Source organism: Pseudooctadecabacter sp. (assembly GCF_020627745.1).
Classification (GTDB): domain Bacteria; phylum Pseudomonadota; class Alphaproteobacteria; order Rhodobacterales; family Rhodobacteraceae; genus Octadecabacter.
The window spans coordinates 24,923-46,280 of the sequence record NZ_JAHDGE010000010.1 but is presented as its reverse complement, the minus strand read 5'-3'; the positions used below and the strand labels follow the sequence as shown (position 1 = coordinate 46,280).

General features: G+C 61.5%; 21 protein-coding genes. 12 read left to right on the top strand and 9 right to left on the bottom strand.

Translation table 11 applies throughout. The annotated features are described in order from the left end of the window. Positions 1–31: 31 nt before the first annotated feature. Positions 32–1,522: an AMP-binding protein gene (locus QZ653_RS06665; RefSeq protein WP_296418771.1), complete on the top strand. Its 1,491-nt coding sequence runs from the start codon at positions 32–34 to the stop codon at positions 1,520–1,522. 60 nt (positions 1,523–1,582) lie between these two features. Here the strand turns inward: QZ653_RS06665 and QZ653_RS06660 are convergent, their stop codons facing one another. The 5 genes from QZ653_RS06660 to QZ653_RS06640 all read right to left on the bottom strand — a co-directional run bounded on the left by QZ653_RS06660 (position 1,583) and on the right by QZ653_RS06640 (position 7,670). Further along, positions 1,583–3,259: a BCCT family transporter gene (locus QZ653_RS06660; RefSeq protein WP_296418769.1), complete on the bottom strand. Its 1,677-nt coding sequence runs from the start codon at positions 3,257–3,259 to the stop codon at positions 1,583–1,585. 147 nt (positions 3,260–3,406) lie between these two features. Further along, the gene (locus QZ653_RS06655) at positions 3,407–4,069 is read right to left on the bottom strand and encodes an SOS response-associated peptidase (protein WP_296418767.1); all 663 of its coding nucleotides are present in this window, start codon (positions 4,067–4,069) and stop codon (positions 3,407–3,409) included. 2 nt (positions 4,070–4,071) lie between these two features. After that, complete coding sequence (locus QZ653_RS06650; RefSeq protein ID WP_296418766.1) at positions 4,072–5,262, bottom strand: class I SAM-dependent methyltransferase; 1,191 nt, start codon at positions 5,260–5,262, stop codon at positions 4,072–4,074. A gap of 9 nt (positions 5,263–5,271) precedes the next feature. Continuing rightward, positions 5,272–5,580: a DUF1992 domain-containing protein gene (locus tag QZ653_RS06645; RefSeq protein WP_296418764.1), complete on the bottom strand. Its 309-nt coding sequence runs from the start codon at positions 5,578–5,580 to the stop codon at positions 5,272–5,274. Between the two features lie 527 nt (positions 5,581–6,107). Beyond that, positions 6,108–7,670 carry a bifunctional metallophosphatase/5'-nucleotidase gene (locus tag QZ653_RS06640; RefSeq protein WP_296418763.1) on the bottom strand — a complete coding sequence of 521 codons (1,563 nt, stop codon included), beginning with the start codon at positions 7,668–7,670 and terminating at the stop codon, positions 6,108–6,110. Positions 7,671–7,839: 169 nt separating this feature from the next. On the opposite strand from QZ653_RS06640, the gene QZ653_RS06635 reads away from it, so the two are divergent. From QZ653_RS06635 to arsC, 3 genes are read left to right on the top strand one after another with little or no spacing between them, the layout of a single operon-like run. Next, positions 7,840–8,175, top strand: a complete 336-nt coding sequence (locus tag QZ653_RS06635) for a DUF952 domain-containing protein (RefSeq protein WP_296418761.1) — start codon at positions 7,840–7,842, stop codon at positions 8,173–8,175. Then, positions 8,172–9,227, top strand: a complete 1,056-nt coding sequence (locus QZ653_RS06630; RefSeq protein ID WP_296418758.1) for a quinone-dependent dihydroorotate dehydrogenase — start codon at positions 8,172–8,174, stop codon at positions 9,225–9,227. Before QZ653_RS06635 ends, QZ653_RS06630 begins: the two co-directional genes overlap by 4 nt. Further along, positions 9,224–9,574 carry an arsenate reductase (glutaredoxin) gene (gene arsC, locus QZ653_RS06625; protein ID WP_296418756.1) on the top strand — a complete coding sequence of 117 codons (351 nt, stop codon included), beginning with the start codon at positions 9,224–9,226 and terminating at the stop codon, positions 9,572–9,574. Before QZ653_RS06630 ends, arsC begins: the two co-directional genes overlap by 4 nt. A gap of 196 nt (positions 9,575–9,770) precedes the next feature. Here arsC and QZ653_RS06620 read toward each other — a convergent pair whose 3' ends face one another. The 4 genes from QZ653_RS06620 to QZ653_RS06605 are packed head-to-tail and all read right to left on the bottom strand — an operon-like array spanning position 9,771 to position 12,522. Further along, positions 9,771–11,087 (bottom strand): MATE family efflux transporter, encoded by a 1,317-nt coding sequence (locus QZ653_RS06620; protein ID WP_296418754.1) that lies wholly within the window; start codon positions 11,085–11,087, stop codon positions 9,771–9,773. Further along, positions 11,080–11,595: a hypothetical protein gene (locus tag QZ653_RS06615; RefSeq protein ID WP_296418752.1), complete on the bottom strand. Its 516-nt coding sequence runs from the start codon at positions 11,593–11,595 to the stop codon at positions 11,080–11,082. The genes QZ653_RS06620 and QZ653_RS06615 overlap by 8 nt, the downstream gene beginning before the upstream one ends. Then, on the bottom strand, positions 11,588–12,085 hold the full coding sequence (locus QZ653_RS06610) for a PaaI family thioesterase (protein ID WP_296418750.1): 498 nt from the start codon (positions 12,083–12,085) through the stop codon (positions 11,588–11,590). Before QZ653_RS06610 ends, QZ653_RS06615 begins: the two co-directional genes overlap by 8 nt. After that, positions 12,082–12,522: a PaaI family thioesterase gene (locus QZ653_RS06605; protein WP_296418748.1), complete on the bottom strand. Its 441-nt coding sequence runs from the start codon at positions 12,520–12,522 to the stop codon at positions 12,082–12,084. The genes QZ653_RS06610 and QZ653_RS06605 overlap by 4 nt, the downstream gene beginning before the upstream one ends. Positions 12,523–12,630: 108 nt before the next feature. Between QZ653_RS06605 and QZ653_RS06600 the strand changes: the two genes are divergently transcribed. From QZ653_RS06600 to QZ653_RS06565, 8 genes are all read left to right on the top strand, one after another. Continuing rightward, complete coding sequence (locus tag QZ653_RS06600) at positions 12,631–12,999, top strand: MerR family transcriptional regulator (protein ID WP_296418746.1); 369 nt, start codon at positions 12,631–12,633, stop codon at positions 12,997–12,999. A 371-nt stretch (positions 13,000–13,370) separates the two neighbouring features. After that, complete coding sequence (locus QZ653_RS06595) at positions 13,371–13,772, top strand: MerR family transcriptional regulator (RefSeq protein ID WP_296418745.1); 402 nt, start codon at positions 13,371–13,373, stop codon at positions 13,770–13,772. A 36-nt stretch (positions 13,773–13,808) separates the two neighbouring features. Then, on the top strand, positions 13,809–15,587 hold the full coding sequence (locus QZ653_RS06590; protein ID WP_296418743.1) for an acyl-CoA dehydrogenase C-terminal domain-containing protein: 1,779 nt from the start codon (positions 13,809–13,811) through the stop codon (positions 15,585–15,587). 47 nt (positions 15,588–15,634) lie between these two features. Next, positions 15,635–15,847 carry a hypothetical protein gene (locus tag QZ653_RS06585; RefSeq protein ID WP_296418742.1) on the top strand — a complete coding sequence of 71 codons (213 nt, stop codon included), beginning with the start codon at positions 15,635–15,637 and terminating at the stop codon, positions 15,845–15,847. Between the two features lie 711 nt (positions 15,848–16,558). Continuing rightward, entirely contained in the window at positions 16,559–17,191 is a 633-nt protein-coding gene (locus QZ653_RS06580) for a glutathione S-transferase family protein (RefSeq protein ID WP_296418740.1), read from the top strand. 100 nt (positions 17,192–17,291) lie between these two features. Then, positions 17,292–18,503, top strand: coding sequence for an acetyl-CoA C-acetyltransferase (locus tag QZ653_RS06575; protein WP_296418739.1), 1,212 nt, complete (start codon positions 17,292–17,294; stop codon positions 18,501–18,503). A gap of 116 nt (positions 18,504–18,619) precedes the next feature. After that, positions 18,620–19,138 (top strand): hypothetical protein, encoded by a 519-nt coding sequence (locus QZ653_RS06570; RefSeq protein ID WP_296418737.1) that lies wholly within the window; start codon positions 18,620–18,622, stop codon positions 19,136–19,138. Then, the gene (locus QZ653_RS06565; protein WP_296418735.1) at positions 19,113–21,305 is read left to right on the top strand and encodes a 3-hydroxyacyl-CoA dehydrogenase NAD-binding domain-containing protein; all 2,193 of its coding nucleotides are present in this window, start codon (positions 19,113–19,115) and stop codon (positions 21,303–21,305) included. Before QZ653_RS06570 ends, QZ653_RS06565 begins: the two co-directional genes overlap by 26 nt. The last annotated feature ends 53 nt before the right edge of the window (positions 21,306–21,358 follow it).

The window sequence follows — 21,358 nt, the reverse complement described above, 5'->3', positions numbered from 1 at the left end:
AGAGGGGCAAAAATCCCTATAGTCCCGCGCCATGACAAACCTGCTTTACGACGCGCTCATCGCGCCCCATCAGGGCAACCCTGCCCCGTTTCTGGCGCTGGATGACGGCACCACCCTGTCCTTTGATGACTTCACCAAACGTGCCGCGCAAATCGCCCATGTGCTTGTGCAAACCGGCGTGAAATCCGGCGACCGCGTGGTGGTGCAAGCCCCCAAAAGCGCGGAGTTCCTTGCCCTTTATGCAGCCTGCCTGCAGTCGGGTGCGGTGTTCTTGCCGCTCAACACCGCCTACACGCAGGCCGAGGTGCGCTATTTCATCGAAGACGCGGACCCCGCCCTCGTGGTCTGCGCGCCGAACGCTCTGGACGACATCACCCCCATCAGCGCGCCCCGCCCGGTCCTGACGCTCGACACCGCACAAGGCGGCACCCTCAGCCATGCCGCCGATGCGGCCCCCACCACCTTTCAAACCGTCCCGCGCGGGGCGGATGACCTTGCGGGGCTGCTCTATACCTCCGGCACCACGGGGCGGTCCAAGGGTGCGATGATGTCGCATCGCAACCTGCTGTCCAACGCCCACTCCCTGAAAGACCTGTGGCAAATCACCAATCAAGACCGCCTGATCCACGCCCTGCCCGTCTTTCACACCCACGGGCTGTTCGTGGCGATGAACACCGCCCTTCTGGCTGGCGCGCAAGTGCGGCTGATGGGGGCGTTTGATCTTGATACGATCTTTGATGAATTGCCCCGATCCACCCTGATGATGGGCGTGCCGACCTTTTACACCCGTCTGCTGGGCGACCCACGCCTCACCCGCGACAGGGCCGCCAACATGCGGCTTTTCATTTCCGGCTCCGCCCCGCTGCTGGCCGAAACCCATACCGCGTTCGAAGACCGCACCGGCCACCGCATCCTTGAACGCTACGGGATGACGGAGACGAATATGATCACCTCAAACCCCTACGACGGACCGCGCATCGCGGGCACCGTGGGCATGGCCCTGCCCGGGGTTGAGGTCCGCATCCGCACAGACGGCCAGCCCACCCCCGAAGGCGACATCGGCACGCTTGAAGTCCGCGGCGCCAACGTCTTTCAAGGCTATTGGAACATGCCCGACAAAACCGCCGAAGACATGACGACGGACGGGTTTTTCATCACCGGCGACCTTGCCACCATGGACGCGGACGCCCGCGTGACCATCGTAGGCCGCGCCAAGGACCTGATCATCTCAGGCGGCTACAACATCTATCCCAAGGAAATCGAGGACGTACTGAACGCCGTTCCGGGCGTTTTGGAAACAGCCGTTTTCGGTGTCCCTGATCCGGATTTTGGCGAAACAACCGTGGCCGCGATCGTGCCCACGGATGCGGACACCCCGCCCGATGACGCGACCCTGACCCACGCGGTCACCGCCGCGCTTGCGCGGTTCAAACACCCGCGCCGCTACGTGGTCCTGCCCGCCCTGCCGCGCAACTCCATGGGCAAGGTCCAGAAAACCCAACTGCGCGCCGACCACGGATAAACACGCAAAAGCCCCGCAGCTTTCACTGCGGGGCTTCTGAAGTCTCAAAACGAACGGCGCTTATTCAGCCGGTGTCGCCTGCGTGTCCACGGTCACGGATTCAACGCCTGCCGCCTCGCGGCGACCATCGTTGTAGACCGCTTTCAGCAGCGAAATACACATCAGCGCCATCACCACCGAGAACGGCAGCGCGCCGATGACCATTGCTGTCTGAATGGCACCCGTGCCGCCGGAGATCAGCAAACCGCCAACCACCAGCGCCAGTGCCGCACCCCAGAACAGGATATGCGGACGCGCCTTCGGGCCTTCGTCACCTGCCGCATTGATCGTGTTCACGATCAGCACCGCAGAGTCAGCCGAGGTCACAAGGAAGGTCATCAGCAAGACCACGATCAGAACCGCCATCGCCCAGGCCAGCGCCTCGGCAATCGGGGCCAGCATGAACTCGGTCATGGCGAAGATCTTGTCGCCATTGGCCGCGCCAAAGATCGTGTCACCCGCATCGCCGTTCAGCGTCAGGTCAATCGCGGTGCCACCGGCCCATGCGAACCAGACAAAGCACATCAGCGCAGGCACGATCATCGCACCCAACACGAATTCGCGGATCGTCCGGCCACGGGAAATCCGTGCCAGGAACAGGCCCACGAAGGGGGCAAATGCAATCCACCACGCCCAGTAGAACACGGGCCACCAGCCCTGCCACTGCGCCAGCAAGAAGCTTTCAGACCCTTCCACACCGTCCGAGACGAAGACGTTGAACGACATCCATGGCAGCGCCTTGAGGTATTCCCAGATGCCCACGAAAAACGCGTTCACGCCGAACCATGTGGCCCCGAAGATGATGAAGAAGCCCAGCAGGAAGATCGACAGAACCATGTTGATGTTGGACAGCCATTTGATGCCCTTGCCCACGCCGGACATGGCCGACAGGGTCGATGCACCCATGATGAACAGCAGTGCCACGATGATACCGACCGTTGTGGCCGATCCGTCTTCCATCACCAGCCCGCTGATGCCGATCCGGTTCAGACCCGCGACGAACTGTTCCACACCAAAGCCCAGCGTCTGCGCCACACCAAGGATCGTTGCCACAACGGCCACGATGTCGATGATATTGCCCAGCGGACCCGACAGCGCCTTGCCAAAGAGCGGCGTCAGCGAGGACCGGATCGTCAGCGGCAGCCCGCGACGATAGGCGAAAAACGCCAGTGCCAGACCGGCAATCGCATAGGTCGACCACGCGCTGAAGCCCCAGTGCAGATAGGACCATTCATAGGCCGCCATGATGTTGTTTTCGGCCGATCCGTCCGTGATGCCCTGAATAACCGAAGGGTTGTTCTTGAAATGCGCCACCGGTTCGGCCACAGCCCACGTCAACATGCCCACACCGATACCGGCACCAAACATCATCGAAAACCATGAGAAGTTCGTAAACTCGGGCACTTCGTGATCCGCGCCCAGCTTCATGCGGCCCGACGCAGGCCACAGCGCCAGAATAAGGCAGGTGATGACAAACGCCGCCGTCACCCAGATGTACCAGGATGCGAAAATCTCGAGGATAATGGCATTCCAGTTGCCCAGAACAGCGCCTGCCTGAATGGGCCAGACGATGCACCACACCGCCAGAACGGAGATGATAATTTTACTGATCACGGCCACATTGACACTAAAGCCACTGTAAAAACCGCTGTCCGCTGTCTTGATCGGAAGATCCGATAAGGGGGGTTTGATAGACATGTGTATTCCCTGGTTTTGTTATTCCCTAGGATTAACATCCTGTGAATGTCGTCATGTGACAAGGATTCTGTCGGTTTTGGCCTGATTTTGCATCATTCCGACCCAAAAACGCGCACATCCGACAGGTTTTTGGGACCAAACGCGCCGTCAGCCCCCGTCATCTATCGGTTCGATCAGCTCCGGCCCCGAAGCGCGGTTGGAATTGACGGCCCTGTCCACACGTCTGAACTGCAACGTGTCCTCCCCCGTGGCCTGCATCAACGTAGCCGCCCCCTTGCCTTCCTCCCCCAGCCACAGGCCCCAGTCTGACGGTTCCAGTATGACCGGAATGCGGTGGTGAATTTCGGCCATTGCGGCATTGGCAGCCGTGGTGACGATGGCCGCCGTAGCCCCCAGATCACCCCAGTCCTGCCAGATCGCGGCAAAGGCCATGGGCGCGCCATCGCTGCGCTGGATGTACCACGGCAGTTTGGTGCCGTCCTCCAACCGGGTCCATTCGTAAAAACCGGCCGCGGGGATGATGCAACGCCTCTCACGGCAGGCCGCTTTGAACGCGGGCTTTTCCGCGATGGTCTCGGCCCGCGCGTTGATCAAAAGCGGCCCGCCGTTCGGCTTTTTGTACCAATGGGGCACAAAGCCCCAACGCACCGACCTGTAGCGCCGCCCGCCGCCCTCCGCCGTGATGGCCGCCACCTGCACCGTGGGGCAGACGTTGTAATTGGGCACCTCGGGCAGATCATTGTCGGGCGCGGCTGCAAAGACCTGCGCCATGGCGTCATGGGGCAAGGTGATGGCCATACGTCCGCACATCCCTAGCGCCCCTTCAACAGGTTGGAATAAAGCATCAGCCCCCAGCCGCACAGCGCCGCCTCCACCGGTCCCCAGACCGTATGGAAGGCAATGGGGTCCAGCCCCGCGCCTTTCGCCAGTTGCGCCAAGGATCGCCGCCCGTTGACCCCCGCCAACACCGGTGCCGCCCCCTTGGGCAGCGTCACGCGCACCGTCTCGCCCCCGTGTTTGATGGGCAGGGCCTTTCCCGCCTGAACCGCCTTGACCAGTGGTGCTGCAGGCAGCCCGTGCAAATGCGGGATGCGGTCCATACCGCCCTTTGGCACCGCCCCGCCTGCCGCACGGGCATAGCCCACATGCACCTTCATGGACCCGCTCAGCTTTTCTGCCACCGCCCAGCGCGCAGGCCCGTCCATCCCGTCAGGCACCGCCCCAAACCGCGCGGGATCATAGGCCGCCGGTTTGCAAAACCCTGCCAAATCCCAACCGGTCTGCCCCATGACATCCAACAGGGACGCCACATCAAAGGCGCGGTCTTGCGAATGCAACAACAGGTCATAAAACCCCGCATCCGACACCTCATGATCGACCACATGGGGGTTGCGCTTGAACACATGCCCCTCGGGCAGTTTGTCGTAAACCGCCCGCGCCGCCGTCAGCCGCGCGGCGGGGTCCATCCCCGCAAACAGTGCGCCAAAGGCCTCCTGCAGCGGATACACCCCCGCCCGCCCGTAAGGCGCATAAACCATGAACCCAAGCCCCCCACCGGGGGCCAGCGCGGCACGCAACGCCGCAAACCCCGCCGCAGGGTCCGGCAGATGGTGCAGCACCCCGCAACAATCGATGTAATCAAACACCCCATGCTCTGCCGCATCCAACAGCGACCCTGTCACAAAGGTGATCCCCGTTAACCCCCGCGCCGCCGCCCGCGCCTCGGCCACACGGCGCGCCGCCTGCGACATATCCAGATACACAATCTCATACGGTCGTTTGGCAGAGGTCATCACCTGCGCCAGCTGGATCAACCCATCCCCCGTACCCCCGCCCGCACACAAAACGCGCAAGGGCCGCGACCAATCCCGCTGACCGCCCCATAGGAAATGATCCATCTCACGGGGGTCCGACGGCGATCCGGTGATCAGCCGCCTGGCCTCATCTGCGGGGTCGCGTTCGGGATAGGGGAAGGCCTCATACTGGGCTTGGACGTCAGACATGGGGCCAGCCTATCGGCGGTAGGCCTTTCGGGCCAGATCAATCCGCGCATCCATCATCGACATCTCTTTAAGGATCTCGGACCGCCGCGTGCGGTCGCCTGTTTCGGCCAGTTCCGCGCGCAGCTGTTCCAACGTGCGTGACAGGGACACGAATTCGGGCACGGCGCCGTTCTCGCGCATCAAACGGTTGATCAAGGCGTTCTCGGGGTCGTCTTCGGGCGGCAAGGGCGCGCCTTGACCCGGTAAATCATCAAACGCGCCGTCCTGCTGGGCTGCCCGAATGCGCGCGTCGATCAGATCTTCCAAAGGATGTGCCATGGGGCGCAAAATAGGGCCACACCGCCCACCACGCAACACCCACCATGCAACACCCATCGCGCGCCGCATTTACCCGGCGCTAACCCCGACGCCGCATCTTCATCTGTGGTTAACCCGTGGGCCTGACACCCCCGCGCCATGGATATTTCGGGACTGCCGGCCCCTCAGACCACCCACGCGCATCCTTTGCAAAGGGCGCGCAGATCGGGTGCAGGGGCGGGTCCATTTGCAAGCTGACCCCGGTGGCCGAAACGTCACCGCGGCCCTACCCCGCCGTCCGTCCGAGCCTTGGCCGGACCACCACAAAACCGATGCCCCTTAACATCACCCATTAACCTTAACGCAGCCCATTAACCTTAATACACAGCGAGACCCCCACCGACCCATTAACCTTAACGCGCTCCGTCGAAAGGACAGCACACCGTCCCCCCTTCATCTGGCCAAAAAAACTCAAATCCCACTCCCCAAAACGAAAAACCCCGCCGCTGGTAAACCGCGACGGGGCCAAACGCGCATGAAAAACGCGCTTATTTCATTTCGATACGCCCGTCTGTGTAAGGCGTGTAGGGGCCGTTCTCCGCCAGATAATCAGCGACAACCTGTTCCAGACCGGGGCCGAAATCATAGGCGTTGGCCGCATCTTCGAACATGGAATAACCGTCACCGCCGTTGCGCATGTAATTGTTGGTGGCCAGCAGATACGTGGCCCCCTCATCCAAAGGCGCACCGGCGATGGTCACGTCAGACACGCGGCTGCCCGGCTCCATGGACAGATCCACAGCGAAGGTCATGCCCGCCACCTGCGGGAAACGGCCTGCGCCGTCTTCAACCTGACCGACCCCGTTTTCCAGAGCCGCCAGAATATCCGCACCCGTGGCATCAAACGTGGCCAACGTGTTCTGGAACGGCAGCACCGTCAGGACCTCACCCATGGTGATTTCGCCGGCATCAATGGACGCCCGCAGACCGCCCCCGTTCTGGATCGCGGCGACAACGCCCTGATCGGCCAGACGGTCCAGCATGGCATCGGCCACAAGGTTGCCCATGGCGCATTCCATCGCGCGGCAGACCTCACGTGCGCCTTCGATGACCTCGGTGGACTCGGACACGACTTGCGTTTTCATCTCCTCGATCGGACCGGCCAGCTCGGACACGCGCGCCACGATGGCCTCGTCTTCCGCCACAGAAGCATCCAGCAGGATCGTATCACCGGTGGCAGAGGTCACATTGCCCGCGTCGTCGAATTCCAACGTCAGATGGCCCACGTATTTGGAATAGGCATAGGCCTGCACCACGGGGGTGTCGCCAACCATTGTGGGGTACGCCATCGCGCCCTCTTCGGTGTTGGAAAACAGCGTGTGCGAATGCCCGCCCACAACCGCGTCCAACCCGTCGACCGCTTCGGCAATCGCCATATCGCGGTTCACACCCACGTGGTTGAGCGCGATGATCTTGGTCACGCCCTCGGCCTCCAATGCGGCCACGTCGGCCTGCAGGCTCTCGATCTCGTTGGTGAAGATCACCGCGTCGGACGGGGACGACGTCTCGGCTGTGTCGGACGCCAGCGCGGAGACGATGGCGATCTTTTCACCACCCACCTCAAGAACCACATGGTTGGCCACTTTGCCCGCCAGCAGGTTGGACTGGCTCACGTCGATGTTGCCGGAAATGACAGGGAAATCGACCCCGTCGGCCAGCTTCGCGAGCCCTTCGTCGCCGTCATCAAATTCGTGATTGCCCACAGCCATGGCATCAAAGCCGATGGCGTTCATCATCTCGATTTCCACGTCACCCTTGTAGGTCGTATACATCAGGCTGCCCTGATACTGGTCGCCCGCGTCCAGCACGATCACGTTTTCACCGGCCAGGTCTTCACGCAGCTGGTCGATCATGGTCTTGACCCGTGCCACCCCGCCAAAGCATTCACCCGCCGCGTTGTCTTCGGCTCCGCAGGTGCCGTCAAAACGGCTGATCGGTTCGATCCGGCTGTGCAGGTCATTGATGTGAATGATGTGCAGCGTGTAATCCGCCGCAGCCATCCCGCCGATCATCGTGAAGGCGGCTGTGGTTGTAAGCAATCTGGTGCGCATTGGTATCCCCATTGGTTGTGTTCTGCCCCCAGCTTGCGCGTAAGTTGTGCGCAGAGTCAAAGACAACCCCGTGAAGGTTTCGTAACGTCGCCTGCACAAGCGCAGGATCGCCCAAGGTTTGGGCACCCCCGCGCTTGACGCGGCACACGCGGGATGGAAAACGTCCCCCATGTTGATCTACAAAATCCTGACCGCCGACCAATGGGCCGGCCTTGATGCAACCGGCACCTTCGCAGGCGCGCCGATTGATCTGGCCGATGGCTACATCCACACCTCCACCGCGCAACAGGCGCAGGAAACGGCGGATAAACATTTCGCAGGTGTCGAAGGGCTGATGCTGGCGGCACTGGATGCCGACACCTTTGGTGACGATCTGGTCTGGGAAGTGTCACGTGGCGGCGCGAAATTCCCCCACATCTACAACCGCCCGCTGTTGCGATCCGAAATTGTCTGGGTGCGCCCCATGCCCTTGGTGGGTGGCCAGCACGTATTGGACCTGACATGAGCCTGATCGAACAGATCGGCCTGCGGGCCCTGCGCCGCTTTGATCCCGAAACCGCCCATGGTCTGGCGCTGAAAGCGCTCAACGCTGGGCTGGGGCCCAAGGGCGGGCCGGTCACTTCTGACCGGTTGCGCACGCAGGTGGCGGGCCTTGATCTGCCCAATCCCGTGGGCCTTGCCGCAGGCTTCGACAAGAACGCACAGGCGCTGGCCCCTCTGGCGCGCTGCGGTTTCGGCTTTCTTGAGGTTGGTGCCGCGACCCCCCTGCCGCAGATCGGCAACCCCCGCCCACGTCTGTACCGGCTGACCGAAGACCGCGCCGCGATCAACCGGTTCGGGTTCAACAACCAGGGGATGGATGTGATTGCGAAGCGGCTCGCGCGGCGTCCGGCGGGACACGTCGTGGGCCTGAACCTTGGGGCCAATAAAACCAGCCCCGACCGCGCGGCGGATTTCGGCAAGGTCCTTGCGCGCTGCGGGGCGCATGTGGATTTCGCCACGATCAACATCTCATCCCCCAACACCGAAAGCCTGCGTGATCTGCAAGGCCGCGACGCGCTCCATGCGCTGTTGACCCAAGTCATCCACGCCAGCCATGACGCCAGTTTTGCAGGACCCGTCTTCCTGAAAATCGCACCGGATCTGAGCGAGGATGAAATCCGCGATATACTGGATGTGCTGGCCGATTTCCCCGCCCTTGCGGGCATCATCGCCACAAACACCACGCTGGACCGCGACGGGGTGCGCAGCACGCACAAAGGCCAGACCGGCGGTCTATCGGGCCAGCCTTTGTTTGAGAAATCCACCCGCGTGGTGGCTTTGCTGTCCAGCCTTACGGACCTGCCCATTATCGGGGTCGGTGGCGTAGGATCGGCGGAGCAGGCCTATGCCAAAATCCGCGCGGGGGCCTCTGCCGTGCAGCTTTATACCGCGCTGGTTTATGGCGGGATTTCATTGGCGGCCGAGATTGCGACAGGCCTTGACGCCTTGCTGGCCCGCGACGGGTTCGCCTCCGTGGCCGAGGCCGTGGGCACCGGCCGCGAGGACTGGCTATGATGCCCGCGCAGATGACCCTGTGGCACAACCCGCGCTGTACGAAATCCCGCCAGACGCTGGCCTTGCTGCAAGAGCGCGGCCTGCAACCTGCGGTGCGCCTCTACCTGCAAGACCCGCCCACCGAGGCCGAGATTATCGCCGTGCGCAACGCGCTGGGTGTCACCGCTGATGAGATGATGCGGCGCGGTGAAACGCTGTTCAAAGAGATGGGGCTGGCCACGGCACCCGAAGACGCGCTGCTGGCCGCCATGGCCGCCCATCCGATTTTGATTGAAAGGCCCGTGTTGATCCACAATGGCCGCGCCGCGATCGGGCGTCCGCCTGAGGATGTGTTGGCGATTTTATAGGATCGAATTGGCTGCGCCAATCCGACCCGCGCCGCTGCGCGGCGGGGTGGGGGCGCTGCCCCCCGGCCTGCGGCCTCCCCCCGAGGTATTTTAGAACCAGAGAGTTCGAAGCGTCCCGGAAAACCTCCGGGGGAGGTTTTCAGCTGAGAACGGGCGGAGCCCCACAAGCCGTCTTGGAAAGGTCCCAGCGGGCCTCTTAAGCTCCCACATCGCGTTCCAGTGCGGGGTATTTGGCTGCAAGCGTGAGGCCGCGTGCGGCAAAGCTGATCAGCAGGGCGATCCACAGGCCGGTGTTGCCGGCGAGCGGCATGAGCGCCAGAGCCACTGCGAAGTAGATCACAGCAGATACGGCCATCATGTTACGCATATCGCGGGTGCGGGTGGCGCCGATGAAAATGCCGTCCAGCATGAAGGGGGCTGCGGACAAGAACGGGGTCAGCGCCATGAAGATCAGGTAGTCCCGCGCGGCGGCGCGCACGTCGGGGGCCGTGGTCATCAGGTCGATGATCGGCCCACCCAAAAGACCGAACATCGCCGCCAGCACCACGCCGATGCCAAAGCCCCAGCCGCTGACCATCACCGCCGCGCGCCGGAACGCGGCGCGGTTGCGCGCGCCCAGCGCCTGCCCCACGAGCGCTTCGACTGCGAAGGCAAAGCCGTCCATGGCGTGGGCGGTGAAGCCCAGAAATTGCAGCAGGATGTGGTTCGCCGCCAGCCGTGTATCGCCGTACCGCGCCCCAAAGAACAGAAACGACATGAAAATGGATTGCAGCAGAAGCGACCGGATCAGGATGTCGGCGTTGACGGCGGCAAAACGTGTAAGTTTGGCGCGGTCCAGCAGGCGCGCGCGGTCGGCCCAGACGTCCGCGCGCAGACCCGCGCGGCAATACCAAAGGCCCAGCGCGCAACCGGTGACTTCGGCCATCACGGTGGCTGCGGCCACCCCCTGCACGCCCCAGCCAAAGCCCAGCACAAACACCAGATCAAGCGCGATGTTGATGCCGTTCATCACCAGCTGGATCACCAGAATATCCCGCGTGCGTTCGGCGGCCACCAGCCAGCCGGTCACGGCATAGGTGGCAATCAGGAACGGCGCGGACCAGACGCGGATGGCCATGTAGCTGCGCGCGAGGGTTTCGACCTCGTCACTCGCAGGTGACAGCCAGAACCCGAAGGCAAAGAGCGGGGCCTGCAGCGCGATGATCGCAAGGCCCCCCATGGCCGCAATGCCCAAAGCGCGGATCAAAATGGCGGAGGTTTCCCAACCGTCGCCCGCCCCCAGCGCCTGGGCCGCAAAGCCCGTGGTGCCCATCCGCAAAAACCCGAAAACCCAGTAAAGCCCGGTGAGGATCACAGCACCGATGCCCACAGCCCCGATGGGGGCCGCCTGCCCCATCTGGCCCACCACGCCGGTGTCCACGAGGCCCAGCAGCGGCACCGTGATATTGGCCAGCACCACCGGTACAGCGATGTTGAGGATGCGCCGGTGGGTCAGCGCGGACGCGTCAGCCATAGCTGAAGCGGTCGGGCGGTTCGACCAAGGCATTGGCGGCGGCCACAGCCGCGGGCAGGCCCTTGTGGGCGGACAGCAGGCAGGCGGCGATCCACGGCAGGATCACGCGCCCTTGGGGGTCACCATTGGGGGCCACCAGATGGCCGCCGGTTTTGAACACAGCCTCGGCCAGCCCGCTTTCGCGGGTCGCACAAGCGGTGGAAATGAGGACCGCATCGTCGCGGAACGCCAGCCCGTCAAAGGCGCGCGCCGTCACCAGCCACGGCCCGTCCATCAAGGACACATCGACGCCCTTGCCATACTCCCCCATGAACAATCCGCGTGGCCCGCCATGGGCCGACAGGATCATCACGTCGTCCTCTGCCGCCTGCCGCAACATGCCCGGCACCTCAGCGGGTGCGCGCGGGCGCAGCAGGCGGACGTCGTGGCCCATGCCTTCGGCGATGGCACGCAGGCCCATGGCCTCCGCCAGATCATGCAGGGCGAGGATGGTGATCCGGTCAGACATCGACATCGCCGTCGCGCGGCTGCGGCATCAGAAAATGTGCCGTGGCCTGGGCAAACAGGCGGCTGCGGTTGTCCTGCCACGCCTCCACATGCACGCTGGCATAGCGCCGGCCCGACCGGTTGATCCGTGCGCGCGCATAGGCGTCGCGCGGCAGGCCGGAGCGCAGGTAATCCACGGTGAAATCAATCGTCTTGGGCAGGCGCAGGCCGGTCACGTCCTCACCGGCCTCCATCCGTTCCCACATCATCCCCCAGCTCAGTTCGATAATCGCCGTGGTTTCCAGAAAGGCCGCCGTGGCCCCGCCGTGCAGGGCGGGCAACATGGGGTTGCCAATCAGGCTGTCCTGATAAGGCATGACCCCCGTCAGTTCATCCCCGCGCCGGTCAAACCGAAAGCCCATATACTGAATGTAGGGCACGCCTTCGATCAGCGATTGCAGGGCGGCGTCGCGGCGTTGTTTGATCACCTGGACAGGTTCAGGGCGTTTCATGCGCCGGGCCCTTTCTGGGTCTGGATGGCGAAGGCACCGGTCGCTGTGGCGACGGGGCGGTCCACGTCGTCATCCATGGCCGTGGCACGCACAAAGGCCACCGACCGGGTCACGTGATAACATTCGGCCCGTGCAATGATCGTCTGGCCGGGGGTGGCGGGCCGCATGTAGTCAATCCGCAAATCCAGCGTCGCCGTGCCCACAGGCAGGCTGTCATGCACCATCACCGCCGCACCGCCACAGGTGTCCAGCAGGGCCGACACCGCCCCGCCGTGAATCACACCCGTCTCAGGGTCGCCCACCAGTTTGGCATCATAGGGCAAAGCGATGGTGGCGTGGCCGCCCCCGATTTCGGTCAGGGTCATGCCCAGCGCCGTGGCATGCGGCAGCGCCGCGATGAACTGGCTGGCGATTTTGGCTTGGCGATCTTCACTCATGCCCCTTTTGAACCCCGCCCCGCCCACAGCCGCAAGCGGTTTCGTGACCGCCCCCCCGTTGCCCTGCGTGCCCTGCGTGTTTAGGATTGCCCAAAAGGGAGGCAGATCATGTCCGAGCCACGGCTGAGCTTTAAGGAAATGTGTGCGAAGTTTGATGTGACCCCGCGCACGTTGCGCTACTACGAATATATCGAACTTCTGTCGCCCGAACGCGAAGGCCGGTCGCGGTTTTATGGCCCCAAGGAACTGGCGCGGATGACGTTGATTCTGCGCGGGCGCAAATTCGGCTTTCCTCTGGAAGAGATCCGCCAGTGGCTGCTGATCTACGAAAACGAAGGCACCGAGGCGCAGATGAAAACATGGGTGGATTATGCCACCCGCCAACTGGGGGAGCTGGAAGAACAGCGCCGCCAGCTGGATGAAACCATGGATGAGTTGCGGCGCCTGCGCGATGACACGGCCGCGAACCTCGCCTAGGGTGCGGCGCCGCGAACGGGGCTGATCCGCCACTCCCCCTCACATGACGCGATGAATTTTCGACCGCATCGGTCGCGCCACGGGCAGGGGCTGCCCCCTGAGGTTGTGGGAAAACACCGAAGAACCGGCGGACCTGTTCGAACCCGAGGTAAGGATTTCCATACCTGAAATGCCATAAAAATAAGGGTGACGGGGAAATCCGGGGCCGTCTTCCCGGTTAGAATATTGCGCTTTACGCGCGTAAAACTTTCCTGACCTTTCGTAAACCTCGTTCTGACGCGGCGTCACGTTTACGTCCGCGTCATCTTTTCTTGTAAGGTGGGTGAAAGCGCCTCACCTGCGGTCTACCGAAACGCAATGAGGATATTGTTATGACGGATCAAACGATGACCATTCGCCAGATGTGCGAAGATTTTGATGTAACGCCCCGGACGCTTCGTTTCTATGAAGCCAAGGAACTGCTGTTTCCGCAGCGGGTCGGGCAGAAACGTCTTTACGGCAAGCGCGACCGCGCGCGGCTGAAGCTGATTTTGCGCGGCAAGCGCTTTGGCTTCTCGCTCGAGGAAATCCGCCAGCTTCTGGACCTGTACTACATGAATGACAGTCAGGCGACGCAGCTGCGTGAAACCTATGTGCTGGCCGAAAAGCACCTCTCTGACATGAAAGCGCAGCGCGCCGAGTTGGATGAGGCCATCGCAGAACTTGAAACCCAGATGGACTGGGGCCGCGCGCGCCTGTCCCAAATCGAACCCCAGCAGGCGGTGGCCAGTTAAGCCACCCCTGCCCCACCACACCCCAAGGAGGGCCTGATGCCGATTTTCAACGCACCGACCAAAGACCAGCAGTTCGTGCTGCACAATGTCCTGAAGATTTCCGAAATGGACATTCCGGGCTTTGCCGATCTTGACCGCGATTTCACAGACGCCGTCCTGACCGAGGCCGGCAAATTGGCATCCGAAGTCCTGGCCCCTCTGAACACGGTGGGCGACAAGCAAGGCTGTCACCTTGAGAACGGCGTCGTGCGCGTGCCCGACGGGTTTAAAGAGGCCTATGACCAGATGGCCGAAGGCGGCTGGATGGCCATGGACATGCCCGAAGAATACGGCGGCCAGGGCCTGCCCTACATCATGCACACCGCTGCAATGGAACCCATGGTCAGCGCCAACATGGCGTTTAATATGTACCCCGGTCTGACCCACGGCAACATGGCCGCCATTCTGGCCCATGGCACGGAAGAGCAAAAACAGACCTACCTGCCCAAAATGGCCACCGGCGAATGGTCCGGCACCATGAACCTGACCGAACCCCACTGCGGCACCGATCTTGGCCTGATGCGCACAAAGGCCGAACCGCAGGACGACGGCAGCTACAAAATCACCGGCCAGAAAATCTGGATTTCCGCCGGTGAGCACGAGATGTCCGACAACATCATCCACCTCGTTCTGGCGAAAATCCCAGGCGGCCCTGAAGGCGTCAAAGGCATTTCACTGTTCATCGTGCCCAAGTTCCTGATCAACGAAGACGGCTCCTTGGGGGCGCGGAACTCTGTGTCGTGTGGCGGTCTGGAAGAAAAAATGGGCATCCACGGCAATTCCACCTGCGTGATCAACCATGACGGGTCCACCGGTTATCTGATCGGTGAGATGCACAAAGGCATGCGCGCCATGTTCACCATGATGAACGAGGCCCGTCTGGGCGTGGGCCTGCAAGGCTACGCGCAGGGTGAGGTCGCCTATCAGAACGCATTGGGCTTTGCCCGTGACCGTCTGCAGGGCCGTGCCGTGACCGGCGTTGAGGCCCCCGACAAGCCCGCCGATCCGATCATCGTGCACCCTGACGTGCGCCGCAATCTGATGGATCAAAAGGCCTTCGTCGAAGGCGCCCGTGCGTTCACCTATTGGGGCGCGTCCCTGATCGACCGCGCGCACAAAAACAACGATGCGGAGGCCGATGCGCTGGTGTCGCTGATGACGCCCGTGGTCAAAGGCTTCCTGACCGACAAAGGGTTTGAGACCTGCGTGCTGGCCCAACAGACCTTGGGCGGATCGGGCTTTACCCAGGAATGGGGTCTTGAGCAATTCGTGCGCGATGCGCGGATCACGATGATCTATGAAGGCACCAATGGCGTGCAATCGCTGGACCTTGTGGGCCGCAAACTGGGCCTGAACGGCGGCAAGACGATCATGGGCTTTTTCGAGATGATCAAGACCTACATCGCTGAGAACAAAGGCGATGAAGCCTTTGAGAAGGACTTCCTTGAGCCGCTGAAAGCCGCCTCCAAGGACCTGCAGGCGGCGGGGATGTATTTCATGCAGAACGGCATGAAAAACCCCAACAACGCGTTGGCCGGGTCCTATGATTTCATGCACATGATGGGTCATGTGTGTCTGGGTCTGATGTGGGCCAAGATGGGCAAGGCGTCGATGGAGGCACTGGCCGCCGGTGACACCGACACCGATTTCCACGAGACCAAGATCGCCACGGGCCGCTATTACATGGCGCGGCAACTGCCGATAACCGCGACCCATCTGGCGCGGATCAACACCGGCGCCGACACGGTGATGGCGCTGGACGCGGCAAACTTCTAAGGTGGTGGGGCGGACTTCGGTCCGCCCTTTCCATATCCGAGGACCCGATGCCCAAACGCTTTCGCCTGACCCGTCGTTTTCCCTGTGCCATGACCGAAGACGGCTATCGCCGGCTGCGCAGGTTTGCATCCGAGGCAGGGCTGGATGAGGGCGAAGCCCTGTCGTTCCTGTTTGAGAATTTTGATTCTGTCATCGACGAAGACACCTTCGGGCACCGGCTGCGGCTCTTCAATTCGGAGCTGGAAGCGCGCAAAAAGTGAGTGTGGCGCGCAGGGCAAACCGGCCCTCCGGGGGGAGTTGTATTGGCCAAGATGAAGCAAGAAACCTCTCAGGCGTTGGGATGGCTATACGGCGGAGAGGCGCCAATTAACCTTAATGACAGCTGATGAAGGTTAAGCGGGTTCTGGTTCGGAGCCGGGAAGGTAAACTTGGACGAGGGCTGATCGACCATTGAAGCAGCAATGGCCAATAAATAAGCGTCGGTGACGACACCAGTGAGCCGCCACTAACCTTAATTGCACTACGCACGGCAAACTTAACTGCACCACCCACGGCAGATCCGCCGCTCGCCAACCCATCAAGTCTTAACCTTAATGCCGGCGAATTAACCTTAATGCGCGTCTGTCGTCCGTATGACTAAAGACAATACGGTCTTTCGCCCTGCGGTGCCCTCCAATGAGGTTCGCCGTTGTCTCACCATGCAGCACGGCACATCCACCGATCAAAGCGTCACCCCGCACCGACAAGAAGACCGCGGCCATGGGCAGCTTTGACCTATGGCGCGGCGAAGCAAGCCGGGCGGGGCTTCACCTTGGACGCCGCTTCACTCTCCAGCTATCGGCGCGCCTTCATCCTCCGCGATTAACCTTAACGGCCCGTTAACAGGCACCCCGCCCCCGTCTTCATCTTGGCAAATACAACTCAATCCCGCACTCTGTCCCGAACACAACGTCCCGAAAGGACCTGACCCCATGATCAAACTGCACTGCTTCGGCGAAAGCGGGAATGCCTATAAGGCGGCCCTGACCCTGCAACTTTCCGGTGCGGAGTGGGAGCCTGTTTTTGTCGACTTCTTCAACGGCGCCTCTCGCAGCGCGGAATTTCGTGCGCTGAATGTCATGGGCGAAGTTCCGGTGATGGAAGACGGTGACCTGATATTGACCCAGTCCGGGGTTATTCAGGATTACGTGTCCTCCAAAACAGGCAAACTGGGCGGGCGGTCTGCCGCCGAACGCCGGGACGTGCTGCGCTGGATGTTTTTCGACAACCACAAGGTCAGTGGCGTGGCCGGACCATTGCGGTTCAACACCAATTTCCTGCCTGCAGACAAACGCAACGCAGATGTGAACGCCTTTATGGAGATGCGTTTGATGTCGGCGCTGAAGATCGTTGAGACTCAGCTGGCGGAGACGCCTTTTCTGACCGGCGACGGCCTGACGATCGCCGATCTGGCGTGCTGCGGGTACCTCTATTACCCTGAACCTTATGGATTTAATCGCGCGGACTTCCCCAAGATCGACGCATGGCTAAGCCGGATCGAGGATACGGACGGCTACAAGGCGCCCTATGACCTGATGCCCGGCAGCCCGGCGGATCGCGCATAAGGCGCAAGGTCATTTGGGGCCGTGACGCCACGATAATCTTGAAATTTGCGCCATTGACGTTCACGTCAATACCAACAGCATTTTGACGGGAGGACCCCAGATGACCGACGCCTATATCTATGACACCGTGCGCACGCCGCGCGGCAAGGGCCGCAAGGACGGATCGCTGCATGAAGTCACCTCCGCACGGTTGTCGGCGGGTGTTCTGAACGCGTTGAAAGAGCGCAACAATCTTGAAGGTCACGCCGTCGAAGACGTGATCTGGGGCAACGTCACACAGGTGAAGGAACAGGGCGGGTGCCTTGCGCGCACGGCGGTGCTGGCGTCTGATCTGGACCAATCCATCCCTGGCCTTGCGATCAACCGCTTTTGTGCGTCGGGAATGGAGGCTGTGAACCTGGCCGCCAACCAAGTGAAGGGCGGCGCGGGCGATGCCTATATCGCCGGTGGTGTGGAAATGATGGGTCGCGTGCCCATGGGGTCCGACGGGGCGGCGATTGCCGTCGATCCCTCCATCGCGATGGAGACGTATTTCGTCCCGCAGGGCATTTCTGCCGACATCATTGCCACCGAATACGGGTTTTCGCGCGATGATGCGGACCTGCTGGCCGCCGAATCCCAAAAGCGCGCCAAGGCCGCTTGGGATGACAACCGCTTTGCCAAATCCATCGTGCCTGTGCGCGACCAGAACGGTTTGGAAATCCTCGCACATGACGAATACATGCGCCCCGAGACGGACATGCAGTCCTTGGGTGGTCTGAAAGCCGCGTTCAAGGACATGGGCGAAATGATGCCCGGCTTCGACAAGATCGCGCTGATGAAATACCCCCATCTGGAGCGGATCAACCACATCCACACCGCCGGTAACTCGTCCGGCATTGTGGACGGTGCGGCGGGCGTTTTGATCGGCTCAAAAGAATACGGCGAGAAGATGGGCCTCAAGCCACGTGCGCGCATCCGTCAGACGGCCAAGATCGGCACCGATCCGACCATCATGCTGACCGGCCCCGTGCCTGTGACCCACAAAATCCTCGAAGACAGCGGCATGTCCATCGGCGACATCGACCTGTTTGAGGTGAACGAGGCATTTTCAAGCGTCGTGTTGCGCTTCATGCAGGCCTTTGATGTGGACCATTCCAAAGTGAACGTGAACGGCGGGTCCATCGCCATGGGGCATCCGCTGGGTGCGACCGGGGCAATCATCATCGGCACGCTGCTGGATGAGATGGAACGGTCCGACAAAGAAGTGGGCCTTGCGACATTGTGCATCGCGTCCGGCATGGGGGCTGCGACCATCATCGAACGTGTCTGACATATTGGCGCGGGGTGTCGGACAGAAATCGCCGACACTTCCGCTGTCAATCTAAGTTAACACATTTTTGCAGAAACCTGATATAGGGGGGCGCCAGACGATCACGGGACACGATGATGAGCGATGAGGCGAAGACGATCTTCCAGAATTTTCTGGATAGAAGTGGCAAACTGATGATGTCAGGTGCCTACGCTGAATTGTCCACCATGATGTCATATCCGCTGCATGTGGAGACGACAGATGGGTCGCTTACCAATCCGTCCCCCGATGACTTCATCACTTCGGCCAAGGCTTTTTCCGGTTACATGGACCGGATGGGGGCCAAGGATTTTCTACGCATCGCCAAACATGCACAGTTTGCTGATGGTCGTGACGATCTGATTGATGGGGTCCACGAAACATTCATCCTCAAGGGGGGCAACTACGTGGTAGAGCCCTACCGGAACGCCCTGCGCCTCCGCCTTGTTGAGGGGGAATGGCGGGGGTCCGTGTTCCGGTCGAGCGTCAGCAACGTCACCGTTCCCCTTCTCAATCCTGTCCAGCTTCGAGACCGCGCCTTGCGGATACTGGAGGCGGATGACGCGAAACAACAGACGAAGGCGAACGACAATGGCGGACTTCACGATAGCAACTGACGCGGACGGCGTCGCAACAATCACCTGGGACGTTCAGGGCAAATCCATGAACGTTCTCAGCCTTGACGGCTGGGAGGAGCTTGACGCCTGCGTTGATCAGGCGCTGGCCGACGACGCGGTCAAGGGCATCGTGATCACCTCCGGCAAGGACACGTTTGCGGGCGGGATGGATCTGAACATCATCGCAAAAATGAAAGCCTCCGCCGGAGACGATCCGGCCAAGGGCCTGATGGACGGGTTGATGAAATCCCATGGCATCCTGCGCAAGATTGAACGCGCTGGCATGGACCCCAAAACCAACAAAGGCGGCAAGCCGATTGCAGCCGCCCTGCCCGGCACGGCGCTTGGTATCGGTCTGGAAATCCCGCTGGCGTGTCATCGCATTTTTGCAGCCGATAATTCAAAGGCCAAGATCGGCCTGCCTGAAATCATGGTCGGCATCTTCCCCGGCATGGGCGGGACCACGCGTCTGGTCCGCAAGATGGGCGCCATGGCGGCGTCGCCGCTATTGCTCGAAGGCAAGTTGAACGATCCCAAAAAAGCCAAGGCCGCAGGTGTCATTGACGAGGTTGTGGATGATCCGGTGGCGGCGGCGAAAGAATGGGTTCTGTCAGAGCCCAAGATCGTCAAGCCATGGGACGAAAAGGGCTACAAAATGCCCGGCGGTGAACCCTATCACCCTGCGGGGTTCATGACCTTCGTAGGCGCGTCGGCCATGGTGAATGGCAAGACGATGGGTGTGTACCCTGCTGCCAAGGCGCTGCTGTCTGCCGTTTACGAAGGCGCGATGGTGCCCTTTGATACGGCCCTGAAGATTGAGGCGCGCTGGTTCACCAATGTGTTGATGAACCCGTCCTCCGAGGCGATGATCCGCAGCATTTTCATCAACAAGGAAGCGCTGGAAAAGGGCGCGAACCGTCCCGACGTGGCCGACCAGAAGGTCAAGAAGGTCGGTGTTCTGGGTGCGGGCATGATGGGGGCCGGTATCAGCCTCGTGTCGGCGCTGGCCGGGATTGAGGTCGTGTTGATCGACCAAACCCAAGAGGCCGCCGACAAAGGTAAATCCTACACCACCGCCTATATGGACAAGGGCATCGCCCGCAAAAAGGCCACCGAAGACAAGAAAGAGGCGGTGTTGGGCCTGATCAACGCCACCACCGATCTGGACGCGCTGAAAGACTGCGACTTGATCGTGGAAGCCGTGTTTGAGGACGTGGGCGTCAAGGCCGAGATGACCAAGAAGGTCGAGGCGATCATCGGCGACGACGCGATTTTCGCCACCAACACATCGACCCTGCCGATCACGGAACTTGCGAAAGCCTCTGTGCGGCCCGAACAGTTCATCGGCATCCACTTCTTCTCCCCCGTGGACAAGATGCTGCTGGTCGAGATCATCAGAGGCCGCGAGACCGGTGATGTGGCGGTTGCCAAATCCCTCGATTTTGTGCGCCAGATCCGCAAGACGCCAATCGTGGTGAACGACGAACGCTTCTTCTACGCCAACCGCTGCATCCTGCCTTACATCAACGAAGGCGTGCGGATGCTGAAAGAGGGTGTGGAACCCGCGCTGATTGAAAACGCGGCCAAGCTGGTGGGGATGCCTTTGGGGCCCTTGCAGCTGACCGACGAGACGTCGATTGATCTGGGCGTCAAGATCGCCAAGGCCACGAAGGCCGCCATGGGCGACGCCTATGACGATGCCGCCGACGAGGTGATTTTCTGGCTGGCCGATGAGGGCCGTTTGGGCCGCAAGGCCAACGCGGGCTTTTACGACTACGACGACAAGGGCAAGCGCCAGTTGCTGTGGGACGGTTTGCGCGACAAATACCAGCCCAAGGACAACCAGCCCGAGCTGGTCGAGGTTCAGCACCGTTTGCTGTTCGCGCAGGTGCTTGAGGCCGTTCGCGCGCTGGAGGAAAACGTCCTTATGGACATCCGCGAAGGCGACGTCGGCGCGATCCTCGGCTGGGGCTTTGCCCCGTGGTCCGGCGGGCCTTTCAGCTGGCTCGACATTCTGGGCGCACCTTATGCCGCCGCGCGGTGTGACGAGTTGACCGAACAGTTCGGCGACCGGTTCGAATGCCCTGCCCTGCTGCGCGAAATGGCCGAAAGCGGTCAAAGCTTTTACGCACGGTTCGGCACAGGGGCAGACAGCAAAGCCGCCTGATGGCATCTGGAAAGTAAGAAAAAGGGCCGCCCCCGAACGGGCGGCCCTTTGGC